This is a genomic window from Ktedonobacter racemifer DSM 44963, from assembly GCF_000178855.1.
GTDB classification, from domain to species: domain Bacteria; phylum Chloroflexota; class Ktedonobacteria; order Ktedonobacterales; family Ktedonobacteraceae; genus Ktedonobacter; species Ktedonobacter racemifer.
In genome coordinates this window covers 1,408,926-1,428,921 of the sequence record NZ_ADVG01000001.1, presented here as the reverse complement: position 1 = coordinate 1,428,921, position 19,996 = coordinate 1,408,926, and the positions used below count along the sequence as shown (strand labels likewise).

Sequence of the window (19,996 nt, the reverse complement as noted above, 5' to 3'; positions counted from 1 at the left end):
TGGTGTAGAGCACGAGGCTTTGATTATGAGATGAGTTTTGAGACGCTGTTACAGGCTCAAAATCTGTTCTAAAATCTTCCTGATGTTCGATCTCAACAAACGTATCAGCCTGTTGAAAAAGGCTTCCAAATACCTCATCAGGAGAAGAGAAAGCCCTCTTGACTTGCCCCGTGCCTTGCCCTATACCATGCATAGTTTGAAGCAATGAGCAAAAGCTGACGTTGAATGGCCTATTGGAAGGGAGTAGCAACGGCTAGGCGCTTTGGCCTACGAGGTGAGCGGTATGATGGGAACGAAAGAGCGCGCATTTGCACGGCTGGTCAATGTATCTCTTGAGAAACTGGTGCCAGCAGACCATTTTTATCGGCAGGTGGAGCGAACCCTCGACCTGTCCTTTGTCCGCGAATGTGTGCAGCCAATGTATGCAAGTGGAGGGCGGCCCTCAATTGACCCTGTTGTGTTCTTCAAGTTACAACTGGTCATGTTCTTTGAGGGTATTCGATCCGAACGCCAACTCATTCGTCAGGCTGCTGATCGTCTCAGCGTTCGCTGGTACCTGGGCTACGATTTGGATGAGCCTTTACCTGATCATTCCAGCTTGAGTAAGATCCGTACTCGCTATGGCCTTGATGTTTTTCGCTGGTTTTTCGACGCGATCGTGCAACAGTGTCAACAGGCAAAGTTGGTGTGGGGGAAGGAACTTTATCTTGATTCCACCCAGGTCAATGCGAATGCGGATCTGGATTCCCTTACACCTCGCTTTGCTGTTGAGGCGCGAGAAGCCATCCAGCGCCATTTGACCGCTCTTTTTGCGCAGGAAAATCAAGGGGACGAGGAAGAGGGAGGAGAGAGCATGGACGCTCCCATGTCAGAAGGTTCTTCAAACACGGGGACCTGCCTTCAGCCTACGTCCCTGCCAGTCGCCCTCTCTCAACAAGAGCAAGAAGAGCTTGAGACCGAGCGCTCAATGCGGCACGACTGGATCGTTGAAGAGGGTCGGCAGCAGAGGGAAATCCATGGGCTCTACCAGCGTTCTGCCGACTTCCAGATCAGTACGACTGATCCCGATGCCACTCCAATGCGCCTCAAGAACGGCGGTCTTCATTTGGGCTATCATACCCATTATGTCGTCGATGGAGGCAAACGTCGCATTATCCTAGAAGCCCTGGTGACCCCTGCGGAGGTGATGGATAACCAGCCGATGCTTGACTTGCTCTGGCACGTCCGCTTTCGTTGGCATGTGAGGCCTCGACAGATAACCGGCGATACCAAGTATGGGACCATCGAAAATATCAAGGCCATTGAAGATGCGGGAATGCGGGCCTACATCCCCTTACCAGACTGGGATCAGCAGAGGCCTCCTTACTTCGGCCCCTCCAAGTTCACCTATGATGCCGTGCATGATCGCTATGTCTGCCCCAACGGTCAACTGCTGCACCTCTCTCGGATGGAGTATAAAGCGGAGAAGGTGGAGTACCGCGCCGAGGCAGCCACTTGTAATGCTTGTCCACTCAAAGCTCAATGTACCCCCAGTAATCACGGTCGGCAGGTCCACCGCTCTTTCCATGCGAACTACCTCGAACGAGTCAGGGGCTACCAGCAGACCCTGGCCTATCAGAAAGCCCTGAAGAAGCGGAAGGTATGGGTCGAACCCTTATTTGCCGAAGCCAAGGATTGGCATGGCATGCGACGCTTCCGCTTGCGACGCCTCTGGCGAGTCAACTGTGAGGCTCAGGTCATCGCAGCAGGACACAATCTCCAACAGTTGCTCAAAAAGCGAGGTTGGGGCCGACGTCCGTTCCCAACGGACGCCATCTGTGCCTCTTTTGGGCTCTTTTGGATGCTGTGCTCGCTCACTTTTGCAAGGAAAATCTCTTCTTTTGCCGATTGCCTCAGCTTTTTCAAGGATGAGGAAGTAAGATTTCCTCTTTGCTGATGAGCTTATCAAAGGCTTTTTCAACAGGCTGCGTATGATAATGAGACTCGTCGATTGATATTCAGAAAATTCCAGGTCTGATCGGGAAGTTGCACCCATGACACAGGGAAAGTTCACTGATTATGCTTTGCAGAGAAAGGGCAGGGATGAACATTGCATCCTCTGCCTCAGCGACAAACAAAGTTCGCAGAAAATTCCTGCAAGGAGGAAATCTCTCATGTCATCGACCACTTTGTACCGTCTGAGCGGAATAGCACTGATCATTGGAAGCGTGCTTTCAATCGTCTACCTGCTTATTCAAGGAATGTTTCTCAACGGCAATGACCTCGCGACAATCATCGGCTCGTTGTCTCTGATCAGCAGCATCATCGGGTTTGTTGGGTCCGTGCTTGTTCTGCTTGGGCTACCAGGGATGTATGTCCGCCAGGCAGGACGCGCAGGCATTCTGGGGTTGCTCGGCTTCCTGCTCATCTGGTATGTTACCCTGTATCAGGGTGTCATCATTCCTTTCACCTCTGTGACCATCATTTCACAGATGACCGCTCATATCATCCCGCAGACAGTTTCGGTGGCGGCGACTCCTCCGCCAGCGTGGGCACCGTTTTTTATCGCGAGTATGATCAGTGAGGTCCTGGGTTTTCTTTTGCTGGCTATTGCAACCCTGCGCGCCAGGGTCTTCCCGCGCTGGATCGGCTGGCTGCTCATCGCCATCCTGGTTGTCGGTGTCGTGAGTTTCGTCCCGTTCTTCCCTGAAGCCTTGTCAAATCTTGCGGGCGTCGTCGCGAGTGTGGCTACAGCCGGGTTCGGGTTCGCCCTGCTCTCACCAGACCAGCGTACAGCGATGAAGGCTGTATCGACGAACGCACAGGTGGAGGCACGTGCCTGAGCGTGCTCGCTACCCTCCGATGGATCGGAACCGGGGAACGCCTGTACATGATGAGTAACTTCGCCTGGACAGGTGTCCCCCTTTTGGATAGAATAGAAGCATGAAGTGCGAGGATCAGGCCGAAGCCGTGAAAAGGGAAAGCTTCATGAACCAGGCGAAGACGCAACAACAGAGCGCAAGCGCATCGGTCGCTTCTCACGTCGCGCACAAGCGCCTTTCCGGTCCCTCTCTCGTGATTGCTCGCGTTGTGTGGCTCGTACTGGTGCTCTCCAGCCTGGGGCTCTTTGTAGTTGGACTCCCGGCATACTATCAGCAGCTTCAAAGGCCCTGTGTTGATCCCACAACGTGTAATATTGCCTTCGCACTGACAGCAAAAGGGCTGCATACGTTTGCCGCACTTGGGGTCTCTGCCGGTGAGTACGCCGCTTCTATCACCCTCTTCTGGGTAGCGATTGTCGCGATCTGGAGTGGGACCGGCTTCCTGATCTTCTGGCGCAGGTCTGATGAGTGGTTTGCTCTGCTCGCCGCCTTTGCTCTCATGATGTTCAATCTCACCTACCCTGGGCTTTCTGCCTCTGTGCTCTTGATCTCCTATCCGCTTCTCAACCTTCCTCTCACGATAATAGATTTGCTCGGACAAGTCTCCTTCGCTTTGTTCTTTCTCCTCTTCCCCAATGGGCGACTGGTCCCGCGCTGGAAGGGGCTGATTATTCCACTAGTTGTGGTCCAAGCTGTCTCAATCGTCCTTCCTCCCACTTCACCATTTAGTCAGAATAGTTTGCCAGCATGGCTCGATGCACTACTTTCTCTCGCCATCTTTAGCACGATTATCTTTTCTCAAGTCTATCTGTACAGACGGGTGTCAACCTCTGTAGAGCGATTGCAGACGAAATGGGTCGCCTTTGCCATCACCACTGTAGCTACCGGGTTTCTTGTCTTTGGCCTGCTTTTCAACGTCCTTTTTCCGACGCTCAATCAGCCAGGCAGTCCATATGCTGTGATTGGGATCGTCTATCCGCTCCTGTTGCTCTTGATTCCTGGCTCAGTTGGCGTCGCCATCCTGCGCTACCGGCTGTGGGATATTGATCTCATTATCAAGCGCACCCTGGTCTATGGTATTCTCACTGCCTGCGTCGTAGGTTTCTATGTACTAGTCGTTGGTTACCTGGGCGCGCTCTTTCCCACGGGAAGCAGCCTGGTGATTTCCTTGTTTGCCACCGGACTGGTTGCTGTGCTCTTCCAGCCGGTACGAGAGTTGCTCCAGCGCGGGGTGAACCGACTGCTCTATGGGCAGCGCGACGAACCCTACATTGTGATCACGCGTCTCTCCCGGCGGTTGAAGGAGACGCTGGGGCCTGAAGCTATCCTATCTATCATCGTCGAAACGGTGGCCCAGGCACTCAAGCTGCCCTACGTAGCTATCCTGTGGAAACAAGAAGAAACCTTCCAACTGGCCGCGAGCTATGGCGCGCCGGCCGGAGAGCCATTGACGCTCCCGCTTATCTACCAGGCGGAAACTATTGGCCAACTGCAACTGGCGCCGCGCGCTCCTGGTGAAACCTTTACTCCCGCAGACATACGCCTGCTCGATGAGTTGGCCCGTCAGGCCGGCCTCGCTGCTCACGCTGTCCGGTTAGCAACTGATCTGCAGAGGGCACGTGAGCGTCTGGTGTTGGCGCGCGAAGAGGAGCGCCGCCGCCTGCGTCGTGACTTGCACGACGGTGTTGGTCCGACGCTGGCTAGCCTGTCTCAGCGGATCGATACAGCCTGTCACCTGGTCAAAAGCGACCCGGATACCGCCATCGCCCAGTTGAACAATCTCAAGGCACAGGTCAAATCCACTGTTGCCGATATTCGCCGCGTCGTCTACGCGTTGCGGCCACCCGTCCTGGATGAACTCGGCCTGATCTCAGCCATCCACGAGCACGTCGTACATCTCCAGGGAGTAAACGGCCTCCACATCTCCGTGGAAGCGCCTGCTGACGTGCCGCCTCTGCCCGCAGCTATTGAGGTCGCGGCCTATCGTATCGTACTGGAGGCTCTTACCAATGTTGAGCGCCACGCGCATGCGCAGCACTGCCTTGTGCGCCTGGAACTGGCGAGCGAACAGTCTCTGAGCCTCTCGATCAGTGACAATGGTCGTGGGCTGCCCAGTGATTACCAGGCGGGAGTGGGTATTGCTTCCATGCGCGAGCGAGCAGCGGAACTTGGAGGAGACTGCACGCTCACCGCCCAGCCTGGAGGCGGAACTAGCGTCCAGGTTCGACTGCCCTTGAAATCGTAAGAAGAGGTATTTAAGACGTGGAAGGAAAAAGCTCAACGGATCCGATTCGCCTGGTAATTGCCGATGATCACGCTTTCTATCGCGAGGGCGTGCGTACAATGCTGCTGAGGCTGCCGGACATGGAGGTGATTGGTGAGGCTGCGGACGGCGACGAAACAATTGCCAAAGCCGAGTCTTTGCAGCCGGACGTGATTCTCATGGATATCAAAATGCCAGGCACGAATGGCATCGAGGCCACGAGGCGTATTCTGCACACAAGCCCACACATCCAAGTGTTAGTCGTCACGATGTTCGAGGATGATGACTCGGTCTTTGCCGCTATGCGCGCGGGCGCTCGCGGGTATCTGCTCAAGGATGCCGACCGGGACGAACTGGTGCGAGCAATCAAAGCGGTCTCCCAGGGTGAGGCCATCTTCAGTCCGGCCATTGCGCAACGCATGATTCGTTATTTCTCCGCGCTGCCCAGGACCGCTTCGGCTATTGCCTTTCCTGATCTCACCGAGCGCGAACGGCAGATCCTTCACCTGATTGCGCAAGGTGAGAGCAACACTGCTATCGCGAAACGCTTCACCCTGAGTCTCAAGACGGTGCAAAACCATGTCTCCAATATTTTTAGCAAGCTCCAGGTGGCCGATCGCGCTCAGGCAATTGTGCGTGCGCGCGACGCTGGATTAGGGACATGATGGGCAAAGCAGGGGAAGCAAGAAGCGCCTGCTTTGCACGGGAATAGCTTCTGGCGGCAAGGGTGTAATCGCAGCTTCAGATAAACAGGAGCATTGATCTCCGGAAGAGGAAAAACCGATGAACCAATCACATGTGGGGCACAAGAATACAGAAAGCCTGGCGGTCTCCAGTACAATGACGACGCGCTTAACTGGTTCCTGGCTCATCATCGCCCGCATGGTGTGGCTGGGCCTGGTTCTCTTCAACCTGGGACTGCTTGTCGCCAGTTTCCCTTCGTCTTATCAGCAACTCCAAACAGCTTGCGTTAGCCCTCTTGCGTGCAATATTGCCGGGGCGCTTCCTGCGAAAGGTTTCCACGAACTCCTTGCCACTGGTCTCTCGGCGAGCGAATATGCTGCCTTTAACACGATCTTCTGGGTGATCGATATTCTGATATGGAGCGTCATCGGCTTGATCATCTTTTTACGTCGCTCGGATGACTGGCTGGCCCTGCTCGCTGCGTTTACTCTCGTAGTCTTCAATGCAGAGGTGATTACCTCAGCGCTGGTATTAGCCATCCAACGCTGACCCTGCCTGTCACGCTCATGAGCTTTCTGGGGCAGCTTTCTCTTGTGCTTCTCTTTCTCCTCTTTCCCAATGGGCGGTTTGTTCCGCGCTGGATGGCGCGAACGGGCAGAGGAACTGGGGGGGAACGTTCATCATCAGAAGAGTCCAATCGGGTGGAACGCAGATCATCGCACAGCTTCCGCTGGCGGAAAGCACCGCTGGACCAAAGACACGCGAATAAAGGAGATACATACTAGAAAATCAATGGACCCTCTCACAGTACTCATCGTTGATGATCACCAGTTTTTTCGCGACGGTGTGCAGGCCCTTCTTGACGCCCAGCCCGATATAGAATGCGCGGGGGAAGCCACAACCGGCTGCGAGGCGATACGCCTCGCAGCCGAAAGACAGCCCGATGTGGTGTTTATGGATGTCCACATGCCCAGCATGAGCGGGGTGGACGCGACCCGCCAGATTGTGAGCAACAGTCCACAAATTCGCGTGCTGGTGGTAACCATGTTTGAAGATGATCACCTGGTATTCGCGGCTATGCGAGCGGGCGCGCGTGGGTATCTGCTCAAAGGGGTCAGGCACGAAGATATGGTACGAGCCATCCGAGCCGTGGGCAGTGGCGATGCCATCTTCAGCCCGGCGATTGCTACCAGACTGGTCAGCTATTTCTCGGCGCTGCAACCAGAACATCCTTCGCAGATCTTTCCTGAACTGAGCCATCGAGAACGCGACATTCTCGCATTACTGGCCCAGGGCTGCAAAAACGCCGAAATTGCGGAACGCCTGGTCGTCAGCCCAAAGACCGTGCGCAACTATGTCTCCAATATCATCAGTAAGCTCCAGGTAGCGGATCGCGCCCAGGCTATTCTGCGCGCGAAGGATGCAGGATTGGGAAGCTGATCTTCTGAGAAAGGAAAGAAAGATGAACGTCTCGAATGGTGAACAGCAAAGGAAAAGCGAATCGGCTCACCTCAGCGCCGTGAATACGCACTTCACTGGCTTCTGGCTGGTGCTTGCCCGTACGGTGTGGCTGGCGTTGGTGCTTCCCAGCCTGGGGCTTTTTGTTGTCGGCTTGCCAGCCTATTATCAGCGCGTCCAAATGCCCTGCGCAAGTGTTGATACCTGTACCTTCGCCGGAGAAATGACGGCCAAAGGGCTGCGGGCGCTCTCTACTCTTGGCATCTCTGTCAGTGGATATGCCACTTTGAACGTCATCTTCTGGGTGACCATCATTGCCATCTGGAGTGTCATGGGCTTCCTGATCTTCTGGCGCAAGTCGAATGAAGGAATGGCCCTGCTGGCAGCCTTTGCTCTTGCGATGTTCAATATCACCTACCCGGGGCTTTCCACTTCTGCACTGACCAGCGCTTACCCGGTCCTCGTTCTCCCGACCATGCTGGTCGGTGTGCTTGGGCAAGTTGCCATCGATCTCTTCTTTCTCCTCTTTCCCAGTGGACGTCTGGTCCCGCGCTGGACCGGCCTGATCATCCCGCTGATCATCATCCAGGCGGCTTCGGTCGTCTTTCCTCCCACTTCTCCGCTCAACCAGAATAATTGGCCGGGCTGGCTGAATGGTCTGTTTGCGCTCGTGATCTATGGGAGCATCCTCATTGCACAGATCTATCGGTATCGACACGCTTCCACTTCTCTCCAGCGCCAGCAGACCAAGTGGGTGGTCTTTGGCATGAGCATTGTGGTCACAGGATTATTCGTCTTTGGTCTGCTCTTCTCTCTCTTTTTCCCCGCACTTACTCAGCCTGATACCCCGTATTCCTTGATTACGCTCGTCTATCCTCTTCTCTGGCTTCTGCTACCCTTCTCAATCGGTATAGCGATCCTGCGCTATCGCTTGTACGATATCGATGTTCTGATCAATCGCACACTTGTCTACGGTGGGCTTTCCGGCATCCTGGTGGCACTCTACGCCGGGCTCACCATCGGGCTGGAAAGCCTGGTCGGACGGCTCACCGGGCAAAGCTCGCAGCCAGCGATCATTGTGGTTTCCACATTGGCGATTGCTACCCTCTTTCAACCTTTGCGTCACCGCCTTCAGGATGTCATCGATCGGCGTTTCTATCGGCGCAAGTATGATGCGCAGAAGACTCTGACGGCCTTTGCTTCTACCTTGCACAGCGAAGTGGATTTGCAGCAGTTAAGTGAGCACGTCTTGGTGGTGGTCAACGAGACAATGCAGCCAATGCATGCCTCTCTCTGGTTGTATGCGCCGAAGCCGGGCATCGAGAACGTGTCTCGCCGCGTCGAACCTCCAAAGACGAGGGAGAACGATTCTTGAAAGAGACAGCTCCGTTTTCCCTTGTAAGATATGTTTTCTCGCCAAACGAATGGTTTTTGCACTCAGCAGTTTATTGTGCAGATAGACGCTGATGAATAAACTGCTGAGTATTGCGTTAGTAGATCAGGGGTGTAAATTTGCACGCTTCATGGGTCTTCCCACGGGATGCGCAACGAGATCACAGCAAGCTAGCAGCAGAAAGAAAAAGAGATCTCTAATGAGAAGGAACAAAATCTTCTCTCAGAAGGAGGTCTCTCTACCTATGATACCCAACGCTTGCATTCAAGTCCACACATCTCCTGTAGATCGCCCCTCGGTACCAATCTGGTTCGCTGAAGTGGTCATCATTGTTCAGCACCTCGCAGCGAATGGTCTGCTTGATGTGTTTGCTCATGAGGTGCGTTTGGTGCGCGGACGTTTTGACAGCTATGAACCCATCGATTTTCTTGCCTTGCTGATAGGTTATGCAATCAGCGGCGAGCGGACGTTAGCAGACTTCTTTGAGCGCATAGAGCCTTTCGAGACGGAGTTCATGGCATTGTTTGGGCGCAGATGTCTTCCTCATCGTTCTAGCTTGAGTCGCTTCTTAGCCGATGTAGATCGTCCTTGCTTGGAGACCTTCCGTGCACTCTTCCAGCACCATGCTTTCACTGATGGCTGGACCTTGGAGAGTATCGGCGGATTGTGGGATCGCCAGGGTCACCGCTGCATTGTTTTTGATGTAGATGCCACGCGTCAGGCCGCACGGCAACGAGCGTTACCTTGTGGTCCTGAACTTCCCGCTACGCGACGCCGTCTTGATGCGGTCTGTGCGCCTGGTTACAAAGGGCGCAAGCGAGGTGAGGTGGTACGTACACGTACCACCGCTCTTCAAATGCATACTCGTCAATGGATCGGGACATATTCAGGGAAAGGGAATGGTGACTATCGTGACGAACTTGCTTCAGCACTTCAGGCGATCACCTCCTACGTGAAAACTTTTGCGCTCACATCAGAGGTGGCCTTAGTCCGTCTCGATGGGCAATATGGCGACGCGGCGGTGATCGCGCAAATCATCCTGGCTGGTGTGCACCTCGTGACACGAGGGAGAGGATATCAGATCTTGGAGCATCCCCAGATTCAAGGTGTCCTGGTTCATGCACCAACGGCAAACATGACGAGCATAAACACGGGTGAGGTCGTTGAGCTCTTTGATGGAGGCTGGCTTCAACCAGGGGAAGACTTCCCTCAAGTTCGCGTGATTGTTGTCCGACATCAAGCGCCTGCACCTGAAAAGTCGATTTCGGTGGGAAAGCGCATCAATGAGTGGGTCTATGAACTCTTCATGACGACCCTTGATGTCGAAAGATTTCTGGTGGAGGACGTGCTGGACCTGTATCATGGACGTGGGGCGTTTGAAGCGGTGCTCGCAGATGAAGATGTCGAAAACGACCCGGATCGCTGGTGTTGCTACTCAGAGTGTGGGCGTAGCCCTCTGGCAAATCGCGTGCCAATGGATATGGAACCTTCGGCTCGTGCTCGGACATGGCATGCAGGGACAACAAATGCGCGAAATTGAGTGGACCTCCTCGAAGGAATCTCCAGCACACATAGTGGTGTCGGAACGTCTCTCTGAAGAATATGGCCCTTGGCAGCAGGCGAAAGGTGGGGGATGGGCGCGTGGTGGTTTCGGAGCAGATGCCTTCACCTTACAAGAGAACGGGATGCTGCAATGTCCTGCAGGAAAATCTCTCTGGTTGAGCGAAGTGCGCCAGGAGAACGCCTTCTCTCAACGAGCTGTCTATGTAGCCCTCCAAGAAGATTGCTTGTGCTGCCCTCTGCGTGAGCAATGTCTGGCTCGAAAAGCCAAAGGGAATCGTGCTCGTCGCGTCAGTGCTGTTCGTCGTCTTTTGCCTGCACCTTCATGCGTAGAACCCACGTCTGGAATCCTAGCAGCAACGCAATGGGTGGATGTCGCGGGGCGGATGCTTCGCAGAACATGGATGACCCACTGGCGCAGACAACATGTCGAGATTGTTCCACTGCCTGACATTCCAAAGAACATTTCCCCTCCACAGCGCTCACCGCGTGCCGTCCGCTCGCATCATCGCTGGAGTTGGTATGATCGACTTGGGCGTAACGCTTGGTGGGGCCCAGCGGTGATGCGAGTCACTGTCGCAGGTGTTCCCGCTTTTCTGGCAGTGAAGTAACGAAAGAGGGATGAGGAGAGAGTAACGTGTCTCAAAAGCGAACAATCTCCCTCTGAGCAGAGTATGCCGTCATCGATGAGGCGGCGTTCAAGTCGAAGAACCTGTACAACGCGGCTTTGTACGAGATCCGTCAATCCTTCATCCACGAAGGTAAGTATCTCGACTATAACGAGGTACAGCGGAGAATGCAGCCGCACGAGGCCTACAAAGCCCTTCCGGCAAAGGTCAGTCAGCAAGTCCTGATGCTGCTAGACAACAATTGGGAAAGCTTCTTCGAGGCGCTAATGGCCTATAAGGAAGATCCGTCCAAGTTCCAGGGACGCCCAAAAATCCCGAAGTATAAGCACAAGGCGGAAGGCCGCAACATCCTGGTGTATACTATCCAGGCTATCAGCAGTAAAGGCTTGGAACGCGGAATCGTGCAACCTTCTAAGCTTGCTATCGAGGTGCAAACAAAGCAAAAGACCATTGATCAAGTCCGCATCGTCCCCCGCAACGGCTTTTATGTCGTTGAGATTGTGTACAAGAAAGAGGTCAAACAGGCCGATGTGAATCCTGACTACTACGCTGGCATAGATATTGGCGTGCAGAATCTGGTAGCGCTAACTTCAAACAAGCCTGGCTTTCGGCCAGTCATTGTTAACGGGCGCCCAGTGAAAAGCGTGAACCAATTCTACAATAAGCGGAGGGCGGACCTCCAAAGCAAGCTCGGTCAGACGGGGACAACGAGGCGCATGGAGCGACTGACGAATAAGCGGAACCGGCGCATCGACCACTACATGCACACCGCCAGCAAGCGAATTATTGATCTGTTGGTGAAAGAGCAGATAGGCGTGTTGTGTATCGGCAAGAATGATGCCTGGAAGCAAGAGGCGAACCTGGGCAAGCGGAACAATCAGCACTTTGTCCAGATTCCCCACGTTCGCTTTATCGACTTGTTGACCTACAAGGCGCACCTGGTTGGCATTCGTGTTGTGATCACCGAGGAATCCTACACGTCTAAAGCCAGTTTGCTTGACCTGGATCCGCTGCCCGTGCGTGACCCAGATAATAATAGTGAGAAACACGCGTTTAGCGGGAGGCGTGTGATGCGCGGGCTCTACCGTGCATCGGATGGGCGCACGCTCAATGCCGACGTGAACGGTGCAGGCAACATCATACGCAAAGTAGCCTCCGATGCCTTCGGGTTGGAGGGGGTAGAGGGTGGTAAGGGGGTGCTTGCATCCCTGGTAGTCCATCCGGTGAGGGTTGTCATTCCCCTCACTAAACCAAAAAGCAAGCGGAAAGTAGTGAAGGCAAGCGGTCAATAGAACGCTCTCTTTCGTTACAAAACGCTCTGGTTTTTTTGGAACTATAGTTGTACTGTTTGTATGACATTTTATCCAATCGGGTAGGACCAGCTATACCCCATCGTGGGCGGCGCGATATTTCTGATCGTAGTGCAAGAGGAATGATAGCTCTTCTGCCGTAAAGCCATAGAACTCGGCCAGAAGCGTATCGATCTGGTCAAGTAAAGGGCGTGAGCGGGAGAGCATGTATTCCATCAGCTCAATACGCAGGCCCGCGTGCGTATGTTGTACATTCTCGCGCGTATGGCGAGTACTGTAGTGTGCGTGGCGGAGAATATCGTGTTCCAGTGCAAGGGCGAGCTCCTGGAGTTGAGCGCTATCGAGGAGGTCGCGGGGTAAAGGGAAGGCCTTGACCAGAGTATGTGTCAGGTGAAAGCCATCCGAGTGGGTCGCGAACCAGGTATAGAAGAGCGAACTATTCATCACAGCCATAACCACGCGTGCCAGTGACTCAGAGGAGAAGTAGAGGAAGCGGCCATGCGGAGGTGTCATAAGCACCCCATTCTTTTTGTAGAAGGGAATATGGCATACGGCCTTCGTCCAATAGTTGGTAGCCTCCTGGTAATACACAAAGTAGGGCGTACAGCCAGGCGCCAGCAGTGAGCCAAGTGCCATCTGGTCGGAGAGACGCGCCAGTGTATGCAAAATCTGGGCATGAGGAGGCGCGGCCAACTTCAGAAAGGTCGTGGTGGCTGGCGCGCTATCCAGGGGCGTATAGTGAATCAGCTCAATGAGCTGGGGGCGTTCAGAGGCATACCAGCGCTGGATGCGGGTGCTATAAGTTTGGTGCGCGGCGGATGTGTCGCGTCGTGCGAGGAGCAGGGTAAGGCGCTGAAAGGCGCCCTCAAAGAGGCGGCAGGGAAAGATCTCAAAATGCGCGAGCCAGAGTGTGGCTGAGGATTGGCGTAACAGGGCGCGGAGCGAGGCGAAGCGTGGACTGCCGCAGAGGCTCAAGGGGACAAGCAAGCCAAGATAGCTCTGATCGGCGCGGCTGAGCTGTAAAGCGCGTAGGAGTACCTCCGCGTAGAGATTTCCATAGGTCGGCGCCCTGGAGGGTGGAGGCTGATCAAGCAGGCTGGCCGGAGCGCGTTGTAGCTCCAGGTAAGGCGGGTTGCCGAGAACGATATCAAAGCCGCCGCGTGCCATAACCTGAGGAAAGAACGAGGGCCAGGAGAAGGCGGGCATGCTATCAGAGAGGATATCGCCAGAACGAATATGCTCTTCTAAGTTGGGCGGGAGCGGCTGACGAGCGGAGGGAGGCGCGCACGCTAGCAGTGCCAGTAAAAGCTGGTGCTGACAGATAGTCGTTGCCTCCTCTAAAAGATCAATGCCATACAGATTATGGGTAAGGATGGCGTGTAGCACGAAATAGTCCCTGCCGGGCGAACTGGTCACGGAGGCGCGAAGCTCCTGGCAGCGTGGGGAGGTGAAGGCGCATAGGCGTTGCAGGCAGGCGCTATAGAGCACCTGGAGGAGATCAAGAGCGGCGCAGAGAAAGGCCCCACAACCGCAAGTGGGATCCAGGACGCTTACATGCTCAAGAATATCGTAGAAGGCCAGGAGGGCCTCAACATCCTCACATAGCGTAAGGGCATCCAGCAGAAATTGGCGCGCATCCAGATTACTGGTGACAAGTTCCATGGGCGTTGCGATACCTTCGTGTTCCAGGTGTGTTTTCAGCTGTATCAGGTGTGCGTGGCGCATAGTATGTTCAAAAGCTGTTTCCAGGGGGAGAAAGTTTGGCTCCTGGAGTGCCGCTGGCAGGTAACGCGAGGGAGTGAAGTGGCGCAGGGGGAGCGCCAGCATAGCGTGAAGAGCGGAAGGAGAGAGGCGCTTCGCGAGAGTCTCTAAGAGATAAGGGATAAGCGTATTGCAGGCTATATAGTATGCAATATCCTCGCTGGTATAGTAGGCCCCCATCTTCTTCTGATTGAGGTGTTGCTCGTACAGGCAGGACAGCGCAACAGGCGTGAGGCTTTGTGTGTCAAATGGCTGCCTGGCAAGCTGCCAGGTATAGGTATCAAAAAGGTCGTAGACCGCCTGAAAGGCGCTATCAGCCAGCCCCATTAGCTGTTCCAGGGGAGAAAGACGAAAGAGCGGGAGAGGAAGATGGGGAAGAGCATGAAACCGCGCGTCTTGTGACGATCCGCCGAGAAGCGTCGCCAGCAGCGGGAGGAAATACTGCGAGTAATAGGTATCTGGCTCATCATGGTGCTCCTGATGCTGCTCCAGGCTGTGGCGCATATAATCGGGATCTGCCTCCAGGAAGTCCGCCTTTTGCAGAAAATAGAGTGTTGCCAGGCGTAGTAGAAGGCGTAGCGCCAGGGCGGAGCGCTCCTCATATGGCAGGTCGCCGGTTATCGCGCCTGCTATCTGGGCGTGCAAGCGTTGACACTGGCGGCAGAAGCGTTTGACGATTGAGTGTGGGCGTTTCGGCCCACGCCTGGATAGAGAGTCCATGAAACGTGTTCCCTCTCCTCTGGCATGACTTCTTTTATTGTGTAGTTAGATGCATGTCTTTGTCAAGGCGGTTGTACCATGTTTCAGCCCCTGGTATAATGATCAAAATTTGTCGATATATGCCTCCGTGCGGATATGCTCGTTTGTGTAGCTTGAATCGTGACGGTGCGCATAGAAAGGCCTGAACAGGCTGGAACATGTAGACGTGCTATGCTACTTACACTTACAACCACCCATCAACCCGCTACAGATTTAGGATACTTACTGCACAAAAATCCCGCGCACGCGCAGACTTTCTCTCTCAACTTTGGGAAGGCGCATGTCTTTTATCCCGAGGCAAGCGAAGAGCAATGTACCGCCGCGCTACTGCTGGATATCGACGCCGTGCAACTGGTACGCGGACGCGATAAGGGGCAGTCACTGGATCAGTATGTAAATGATCGCCCATATGTAGCCTCCTCATTTCTGAGCGTCGCGCTCTCCGAAGTCTTTGGTACTGCCCTTAATGGGCGCTGTAAGCAGCGACCAGAATTGGTAGAGACGGCTATCCCGCTGAAAGCGACTCTCTCTGTGATTCCCTGTCGCGCGGGCGAGGACTGGCTCAGGCGTTTATTTGAGCCGCTTGGCTATAGCCTGACCATTGAGCCATATACGCTTGATGAGCAATTTAGCGAGTGGGGCCAGAGCCATTACTACACCGTGACCCTGGAGGGGCAGCAACGCCTGAGTGATCTCCTGTCACACCTCTATGTGCTGGTGCCGGTCCTCGATCACAGCAAGCACTACTGGATTGGGGATGACGAGGTTGAGAAGCTCCTGACGCGTGGCAAAGGCTGGTTAGAGACGCATCCTGAGCGCGAGCAGATCGCCTATCGCTATCTTAAGCATCGGCGTGATCTTACACGCGATGCGCTCTCGCGCCTGGTTGCCGAGGACAGCGTCTCTGAGGAAGAAGAAGAGGTTCTCGACGAGGACGAGGCCGCTGGGACCACGGAGGAGCAAGAGGGAAGCGACGAGAAGAAGGTCTCAGTCCATGACCAGCGCTTGCAGGCGGCCTTTGAAACCATACGCCAGAGTGGCGCCAAACGTGTGCTCGACCTGGGTTGTGGCGAGGGCAAGCTGTTGCGTATGCTGCTCACAGAGAAGTCCTTTGAGCATATCCTGGGCCTTGATGTCTCGTATCGTTCGCTTGCCATTGCGCGGCGTCGTCTGCACTTTGATCATATTGCACCCCGCCAGCGCGAGCGTATCAGCCTGGTGCATAGCGCGCTCACCTATAGCGACAAGCGCCTGAAGGGCTATGATGCCGCAGCGGTTGTTGAGGTTATTGAGCACCTGGACATGTCGCGCCTGAGCGCCTTTGAGCGTGTGCTTTTTGAATATGCTCAACCAGGCCTGGTCGTAATCACTACGCCCAACGCCGAATATAACGTCAAGTTCGAGACCTGGCAGGCCGGTACCTTCCGCCATAAAGATCACCGTTTTGAATGGACGCGCCAGGAGTTTGAGGCCTGGGGCAGGGGAGTTGCCGAGCGCTTTGGCTATAGCGTCCGCTTCCAGCCCGTTGGCTCTGAGGAGACCGAGGTCGGCGCGATCTCGCAGATGGGCATTTTTGAAAAACGATCTTTTACCGCCTGAGGTTGCAATACATATAATGAAGATTACTATTCCAGAGTTCTGTCTTGTGGTGTTGATTGGGCCGTCGGGCTCGGGAAAATCAACCTTCGCGCGCACTCACTTTAAGCCGACTGAGACCATATCATCTGACTTCTGCCGTGGCCTGGTCTCTGATGACGAGAATGATCAGACCATATCGAGCGACGCCTTTGATGTGCTCTACTATATTGCGGGCAAGCGCCTTGCTCTCGGTAAATTGACAGTTATCGATGCTACAAATGTCAGAGCAGAGGATCGTAAGCGTCTCTTTGAGCTGGCGCGCACGTACCATGCCCTGGCGGTTGGCATCGTCTTTAACCTGCCTGAGAAGCTCTGCCATGAGCGTAACAGCCAGCGTCCAGACCGGCAGTTTGGGCCACACGTAGTGCATCGTCAGCTCAACGAGATGCGTCGCTCGTTTGGTTCACTGCGTCGCGAGGGTTTTCATCACCTCTACTTTCTCGATTCCGCTGAGAAGGTGTCGTCCGTCGAGATCGAGCGTGAGCGCGTCTGGAACAATCGCAAGGATGAGCATGGTCCTTTTGACATCATAGGCGATGTGCATGGCTGCTTTGAGGAGCTACAGACGCTCCTGGAGCGGCTAGGTTACCAGGTGACCAGCGAGGTTGGTGAGCAGGGTAAGACCTATCACGTCACGCATCCTGAGGGGCGCAAGGTCGTCTTTCTTGGCGACCTGGTGGATCGTGGTCCGGCCACGCCCGAGGTCTTACGCCTGGTCATGGATATGGTTGAGCAGGGGAATGCGCTATGTGTGCCGGGCAACCATGATGCCAAGTTGTGGCGCAAACTGGATGGGCGTAACGTCCAGGTGCGGCATGGCCTGGCGGAGACGCTAGAGCAAATGGAAAAGGAATCGCCGGAGTTTCACGCGCGGGTCAAGAAGTTCCTGGATAGCCTGATCAGCCACTATGTGCTCGACGATGGCAAGCTTGTTGTCGCGCACGCAGGTCTGAAGGCCGAGATGCATGGGCGTACCTCGCGGGCCGTGCGTGAGTTCGCCCTGTATGGCGAGACGACTGGTGAGACCGACGAATTTGGTCTCCCCGTTCGCTATAACTGGGCGGCGGAGTATCGCGGCCAGGCCCTCGTTGTCTATGGGCATACTCCCGTTCCCGAGGCTGAGTGGCTGAACAACACTATTAATATCGATGGTGGTTGTGTCTTTGGCGGGAAGCTGATCGCGTTGCGCTATCCTGAGCGTGAGCTGGTGACGGTACCCGCCTTCCAGGCCTATAGTGACCCGGTGCGCCCGCTTCAGGTGCCGGAGTCCAAGCTCTCGGCTCAGCAGCAACATGACGATCTGCTGGGTATTGAGGATGTATCGGGGAAACGCTATATCCCTACCCGGCTCAAGCAGACCGTGGCCATTCGTGAAGAGAACGCCGTCGCGGCCCTGGAGATCATGAGCCGTTTCGCTGCCAATCCCAAGTGGCTGTTATATCTGCCGCCAACCATGTCACCTGCGGAGACGAGCCGCGAGCCGGGCTTCCTGGAGCATCCCAGAGAGGCCTTTGCCTACTATCGTGAGGAAGGCATTGAGCGCGTGATCTGCGAGGAGAAGCACATGGGATCGCGCGCTGTAGTGATTGTCTGTCGAGACGAAGAGGTCGCGCGCCAACGCTTCGGCGTCATTGGTGAGGGGAGCGGCATCTGCTACACGCGTACGGGACGACGCTTCTTTGAAGATGCATCCCTGGAGGCAGAACTATTGCAGCGCTTGCGCGCGGCACTGGAGCGTGCCAACTTCTGGACGCGCTTTGAGACCGACTGGGTCTGCCTGGATTGTGAGTTGATGCCCTGGTCTGTCAAGGCACAGTCGCTGCTGCTGAAGCAATACGCGGCGGTTGGTGCGGCCTCGCGTGCTTCATTGGGTAATGCTGTTTCCTCGCTCCGCCAGGCGGCTGAGCATGGCGTGGAGATTGGGGACCTGCTCAAGCGCTATGAGCAGCGCGAGCACCTGGCCGGGCGTTATGTCGAGGCTTATCGTCACTATTGCTGGCCGGTTACCTCGCTCAATGATCTGAAACTGGCCCCCTTCCATCTCCTGGCAACGGAGGGGAGGACCTACTTCGAGCGTGAGCATACCTGGCATATGCAGACCGTGGCCGAGATTTGCGCGCAGGATGAGCAAGTCCTGCTGGCAACGGCGTACCAGGTCGTGGATCTCACGAACGAGGCTAGCATCCAGACAGGCATTGACTGGTGGCTGGAGCTGACGGGGCGTGGTGGTGAAGGCATGGTCGTCAAGCCGCTCAACTTTATTGCCCAGGGGAAACACGGCCTGGTGCAGCCCGCGATCAAGAGCCGCGGCCCGGAGTACCTGCGGATCATTTACGGGCCAGAGTATAGCGAACCAGAGTACCTGGAGCGTTTGCGGAAACGTGGTCTGTCAGCTAAGCGTTCAATGGCTTTGCGCGAATTCGCCCTTGGCGTGGAGGCGCTAGAGCGCTTTGTCCGTTTGCAGCCGCTGCGTGGTGTGCATGAATGCGTCTTTGGGGTTCTGGCCCTGGAGAGCGAGCCAGTCGATCCACGCTTATAAGTCTGGTTGAGCGCGGCAATTTGGCTGCCTTACCTATACTCAAAATGGAATATCCTATGCCCACGTGCTATGCCAGTGGGCATAGTTTTTGTGATATAATCACCGCGGCGTATGACCCAGTGAATACGCACAAAGAAGTATGCAGAGGAAAATTGCACATGGCACCTGAATATAAAGAAGCACACGTTATTAAGTTGGGTGGCTCAATGATTGTTCCCAATGGCGGCGTCAACGTCGAGTTCTTAAAAGAGTTTAACTTGTTTATTCGCAAGCAGGTGCAGGAATATCAGCGACGCTTTTTTATCTTTGTGGGTGGGGGAAAGCTGGCGCGCAACTATCGCGACGCTGGTGCGGTGATTACTGGTCACGCGCTTGATAACGAAGATCTAGATTGGCTGGGAGTCCATGCCACGCGCTTGAACGCGCAACTCTTTCGCACGGTCTTTAAAGACCTGGCGCACCCCGCTATCATCAAGGACTATAGCCTGATTCATAAGCCAGACAAGCCTGTTGTTATCGCCGCAGGGTGGAAGCCTGGCTGGTCGACAGATTATGTCGCGACCGTATTAGCCCAGGACTACAACATTGCCTCTGTTCTTAAACTGAGTAATACAGAGTATATTTACGATAGTGATCCACGCCAGAATCCCGAGGCGAAGCCTATCGAGGAGATCTCCTGGAGGAATTATCGCTCCATGATAGGTGATACCTGGGTTCCCGGTGCGAGCGCTCCCTTTGATCCCATTGCCTCCAAGTTGGCCTCAGAACTGAGTTTACGTGTGATGTATATGAAAGCCAATAACCTGGCTAACGTTGAGAAGGCACTCAATGGCGAGTCCTTTGTGGGGACAGTGATCTCATAGCCGTTCCTGCCGAGCGAGTCTGTGTCCGCTGCCTACTGTCTCTCTATCCTGGTTTCAAGCGTGATAAAGACGGAACCCCTTGCGCGATATCTGGATCAATCCAGCGTTTATCGATGTGGTAAGGGGTTGACTCCCGTCTCGTAGAACGTTCGTCCAGTCGGTATGCTAGATGTAGATGGCAAATGCCGTCTGTGCAAGCATCAGCTTGCCCTCCTGGAACTTCATCTCCTACAATACACAGGGGAGCCGAGCGCGTCAACGTATTGAAAGTAGTTTCG

14 protein-coding genes are annotated in these 19,996 nt (G+C 54.9%); 13 read left to right on the top strand and 1 reads right to left on the bottom strand.

Annotated features, from left to right (window positions below; genetic code table 11):
• Window positions 1-283 precede the first annotated feature (283 nt).
• From KRAC_RS60915 to KRAC_RS06210, 10 genes are all read left to right on the top strand, one after another.
• Window positions 284-1,936: an IS1182 family transposase gene (locus KRAC_RS60915; protein ID WP_007905345.1), complete on the top strand. Its 1,653-nt coding sequence runs from the start codon at window positions 284-286 to the stop codon at window positions 1,934-1,936.
• Between the two features lie 217 nt (window positions 1,937-2,153).
• On the top strand, window positions 2,154-2,822 hold the full coding sequence (locus KRAC_RS06250) for a hypothetical protein (RefSeq protein ID WP_007905344.1): 669 nt from the start codon (window positions 2,154-2,156) through the stop codon (window positions 2,820-2,822).
• A gap of 145 nt (window positions 2,823-2,967) precedes the next feature.
• Window positions 2,968-5,106, top strand: coding sequence for a GAF domain-containing sensor histidine kinase (locus tag KRAC_RS60910; protein WP_211221249.1), 2,139 nt, complete (start codon window positions 2,968-2,970; stop codon window positions 5,104-5,106).
• Window positions 5,107-5,123: 17 nt separating this feature from the next.
• Complete coding sequence (locus KRAC_RS06240; protein ID WP_007905341.1) at window positions 5,124-5,789, top strand: response regulator; 666 nt, start codon at window positions 5,124-5,126, stop codon at window positions 5,787-5,789.
• A 118-nt stretch (window positions 5,790-5,907) separates the two neighbouring features.
• Window positions 5,908-6,357: a hypothetical protein gene (locus tag KRAC_RS06235; RefSeq protein WP_007905340.1), complete on the top strand. Its 450-nt coding sequence runs from the start codon at window positions 5,908-5,910 to the stop codon at window positions 6,355-6,357.
• A gap of 243 nt (window positions 6,358-6,600) precedes the next feature.
• Window positions 6,601-7,248 (top strand): response regulator, encoded by a 648-nt coding sequence (locus KRAC_RS06230; RefSeq protein WP_040442006.1) that lies wholly within the window; start codon window positions 6,601-6,603, stop codon window positions 7,246-7,248.
• Between the two features lie 22 nt (window positions 7,249-7,270).
• Complete coding sequence (locus KRAC_RS06225; protein ID WP_007905337.1) at window positions 7,271-8,641, top strand: hypothetical protein; 1,371 nt, start codon at window positions 7,271-7,273, stop codon at window positions 8,639-8,641.
• A 262-nt stretch (window positions 8,642-8,903) separates the two neighbouring features.
• Entirely contained in the window at window positions 8,904-10,199 is a 1,296-nt protein-coding gene (locus tag KRAC_RS06220) for a hypothetical protein (protein ID WP_007905336.1), read from the top strand.
• The gene (locus KRAC_RS06215) at window positions 10,186-10,830 is read left to right on the top strand and encodes a transposase (RefSeq protein WP_007905335.1); all 645 of its coding nucleotides are present in this window, start codon (window positions 10,186-10,188) and stop codon (window positions 10,828-10,830) included. Before KRAC_RS06220 ends, KRAC_RS06215 begins: the two co-directional genes overlap by 14 nt.
• A gap of 71 nt (window positions 10,831-10,901) precedes the next feature.
• Window positions 10,902-12,140, top strand: a complete 1,239-nt coding sequence (locus KRAC_RS06210; RefSeq protein ID WP_052568019.1) for an RNA-guided endonuclease InsQ/TnpB family protein — start codon at window positions 10,902-10,904, stop codon at window positions 12,138-12,140.
• Window positions 12,141-12,230: 90 nt separating this feature from the next.
• On the opposite strand, the gene KRAC_RS06205 is transcribed toward KRAC_RS06210, so the two are convergent.
• On the bottom strand, window positions 12,231-14,639 hold the full coding sequence (locus tag KRAC_RS06205) for an Eco57I restriction-modification methylase domain-containing protein (RefSeq protein ID WP_007905334.1): 2,409 nt from the start codon (window positions 14,637-14,639) through the stop codon (window positions 12,231-12,233).
• 210 nt (window positions 14,640-14,849) lie between these two features.
• Here KRAC_RS06205 and KRAC_RS06200 point away from each other — a divergent pair, with 210 nt between their 5' ends.
• From KRAC_RS06200 to KRAC_RS06190, 3 genes are all read left to right on the top strand, one after another.
• Window positions 14,850-16,277 (top strand): 3' terminal RNA ribose 2'-O-methyltransferase Hen1, encoded by a 1,428-nt coding sequence (locus KRAC_RS06200; protein ID WP_007905332.1) that lies wholly within the window; start codon window positions 14,850-14,852, stop codon window positions 16,275-16,277.
• Window positions 16,278-16,293: 16 nt separating this feature from the next.
• Window positions 16,294-18,855 carry a polynucleotide kinase-phosphatase gene (locus tag KRAC_RS06195; RefSeq protein ID WP_007905331.1) on the top strand — a complete coding sequence of 854 codons (2,562 nt, stop codon included), beginning with the start codon at window positions 16,294-16,296 and terminating at the stop codon, window positions 18,853-18,855.
• A 158-nt stretch (window positions 18,856-19,013) separates the two neighbouring features.
• On the top strand, window positions 19,014-19,718 hold the full coding sequence (locus KRAC_RS06190) for an amino acid kinase family protein (protein WP_007905330.1): 705 nt from the start codon (window positions 19,014-19,016) through the stop codon (window positions 19,716-19,718).
• Window positions 19,719-19,996: the final 278 nt, after the last annotated feature.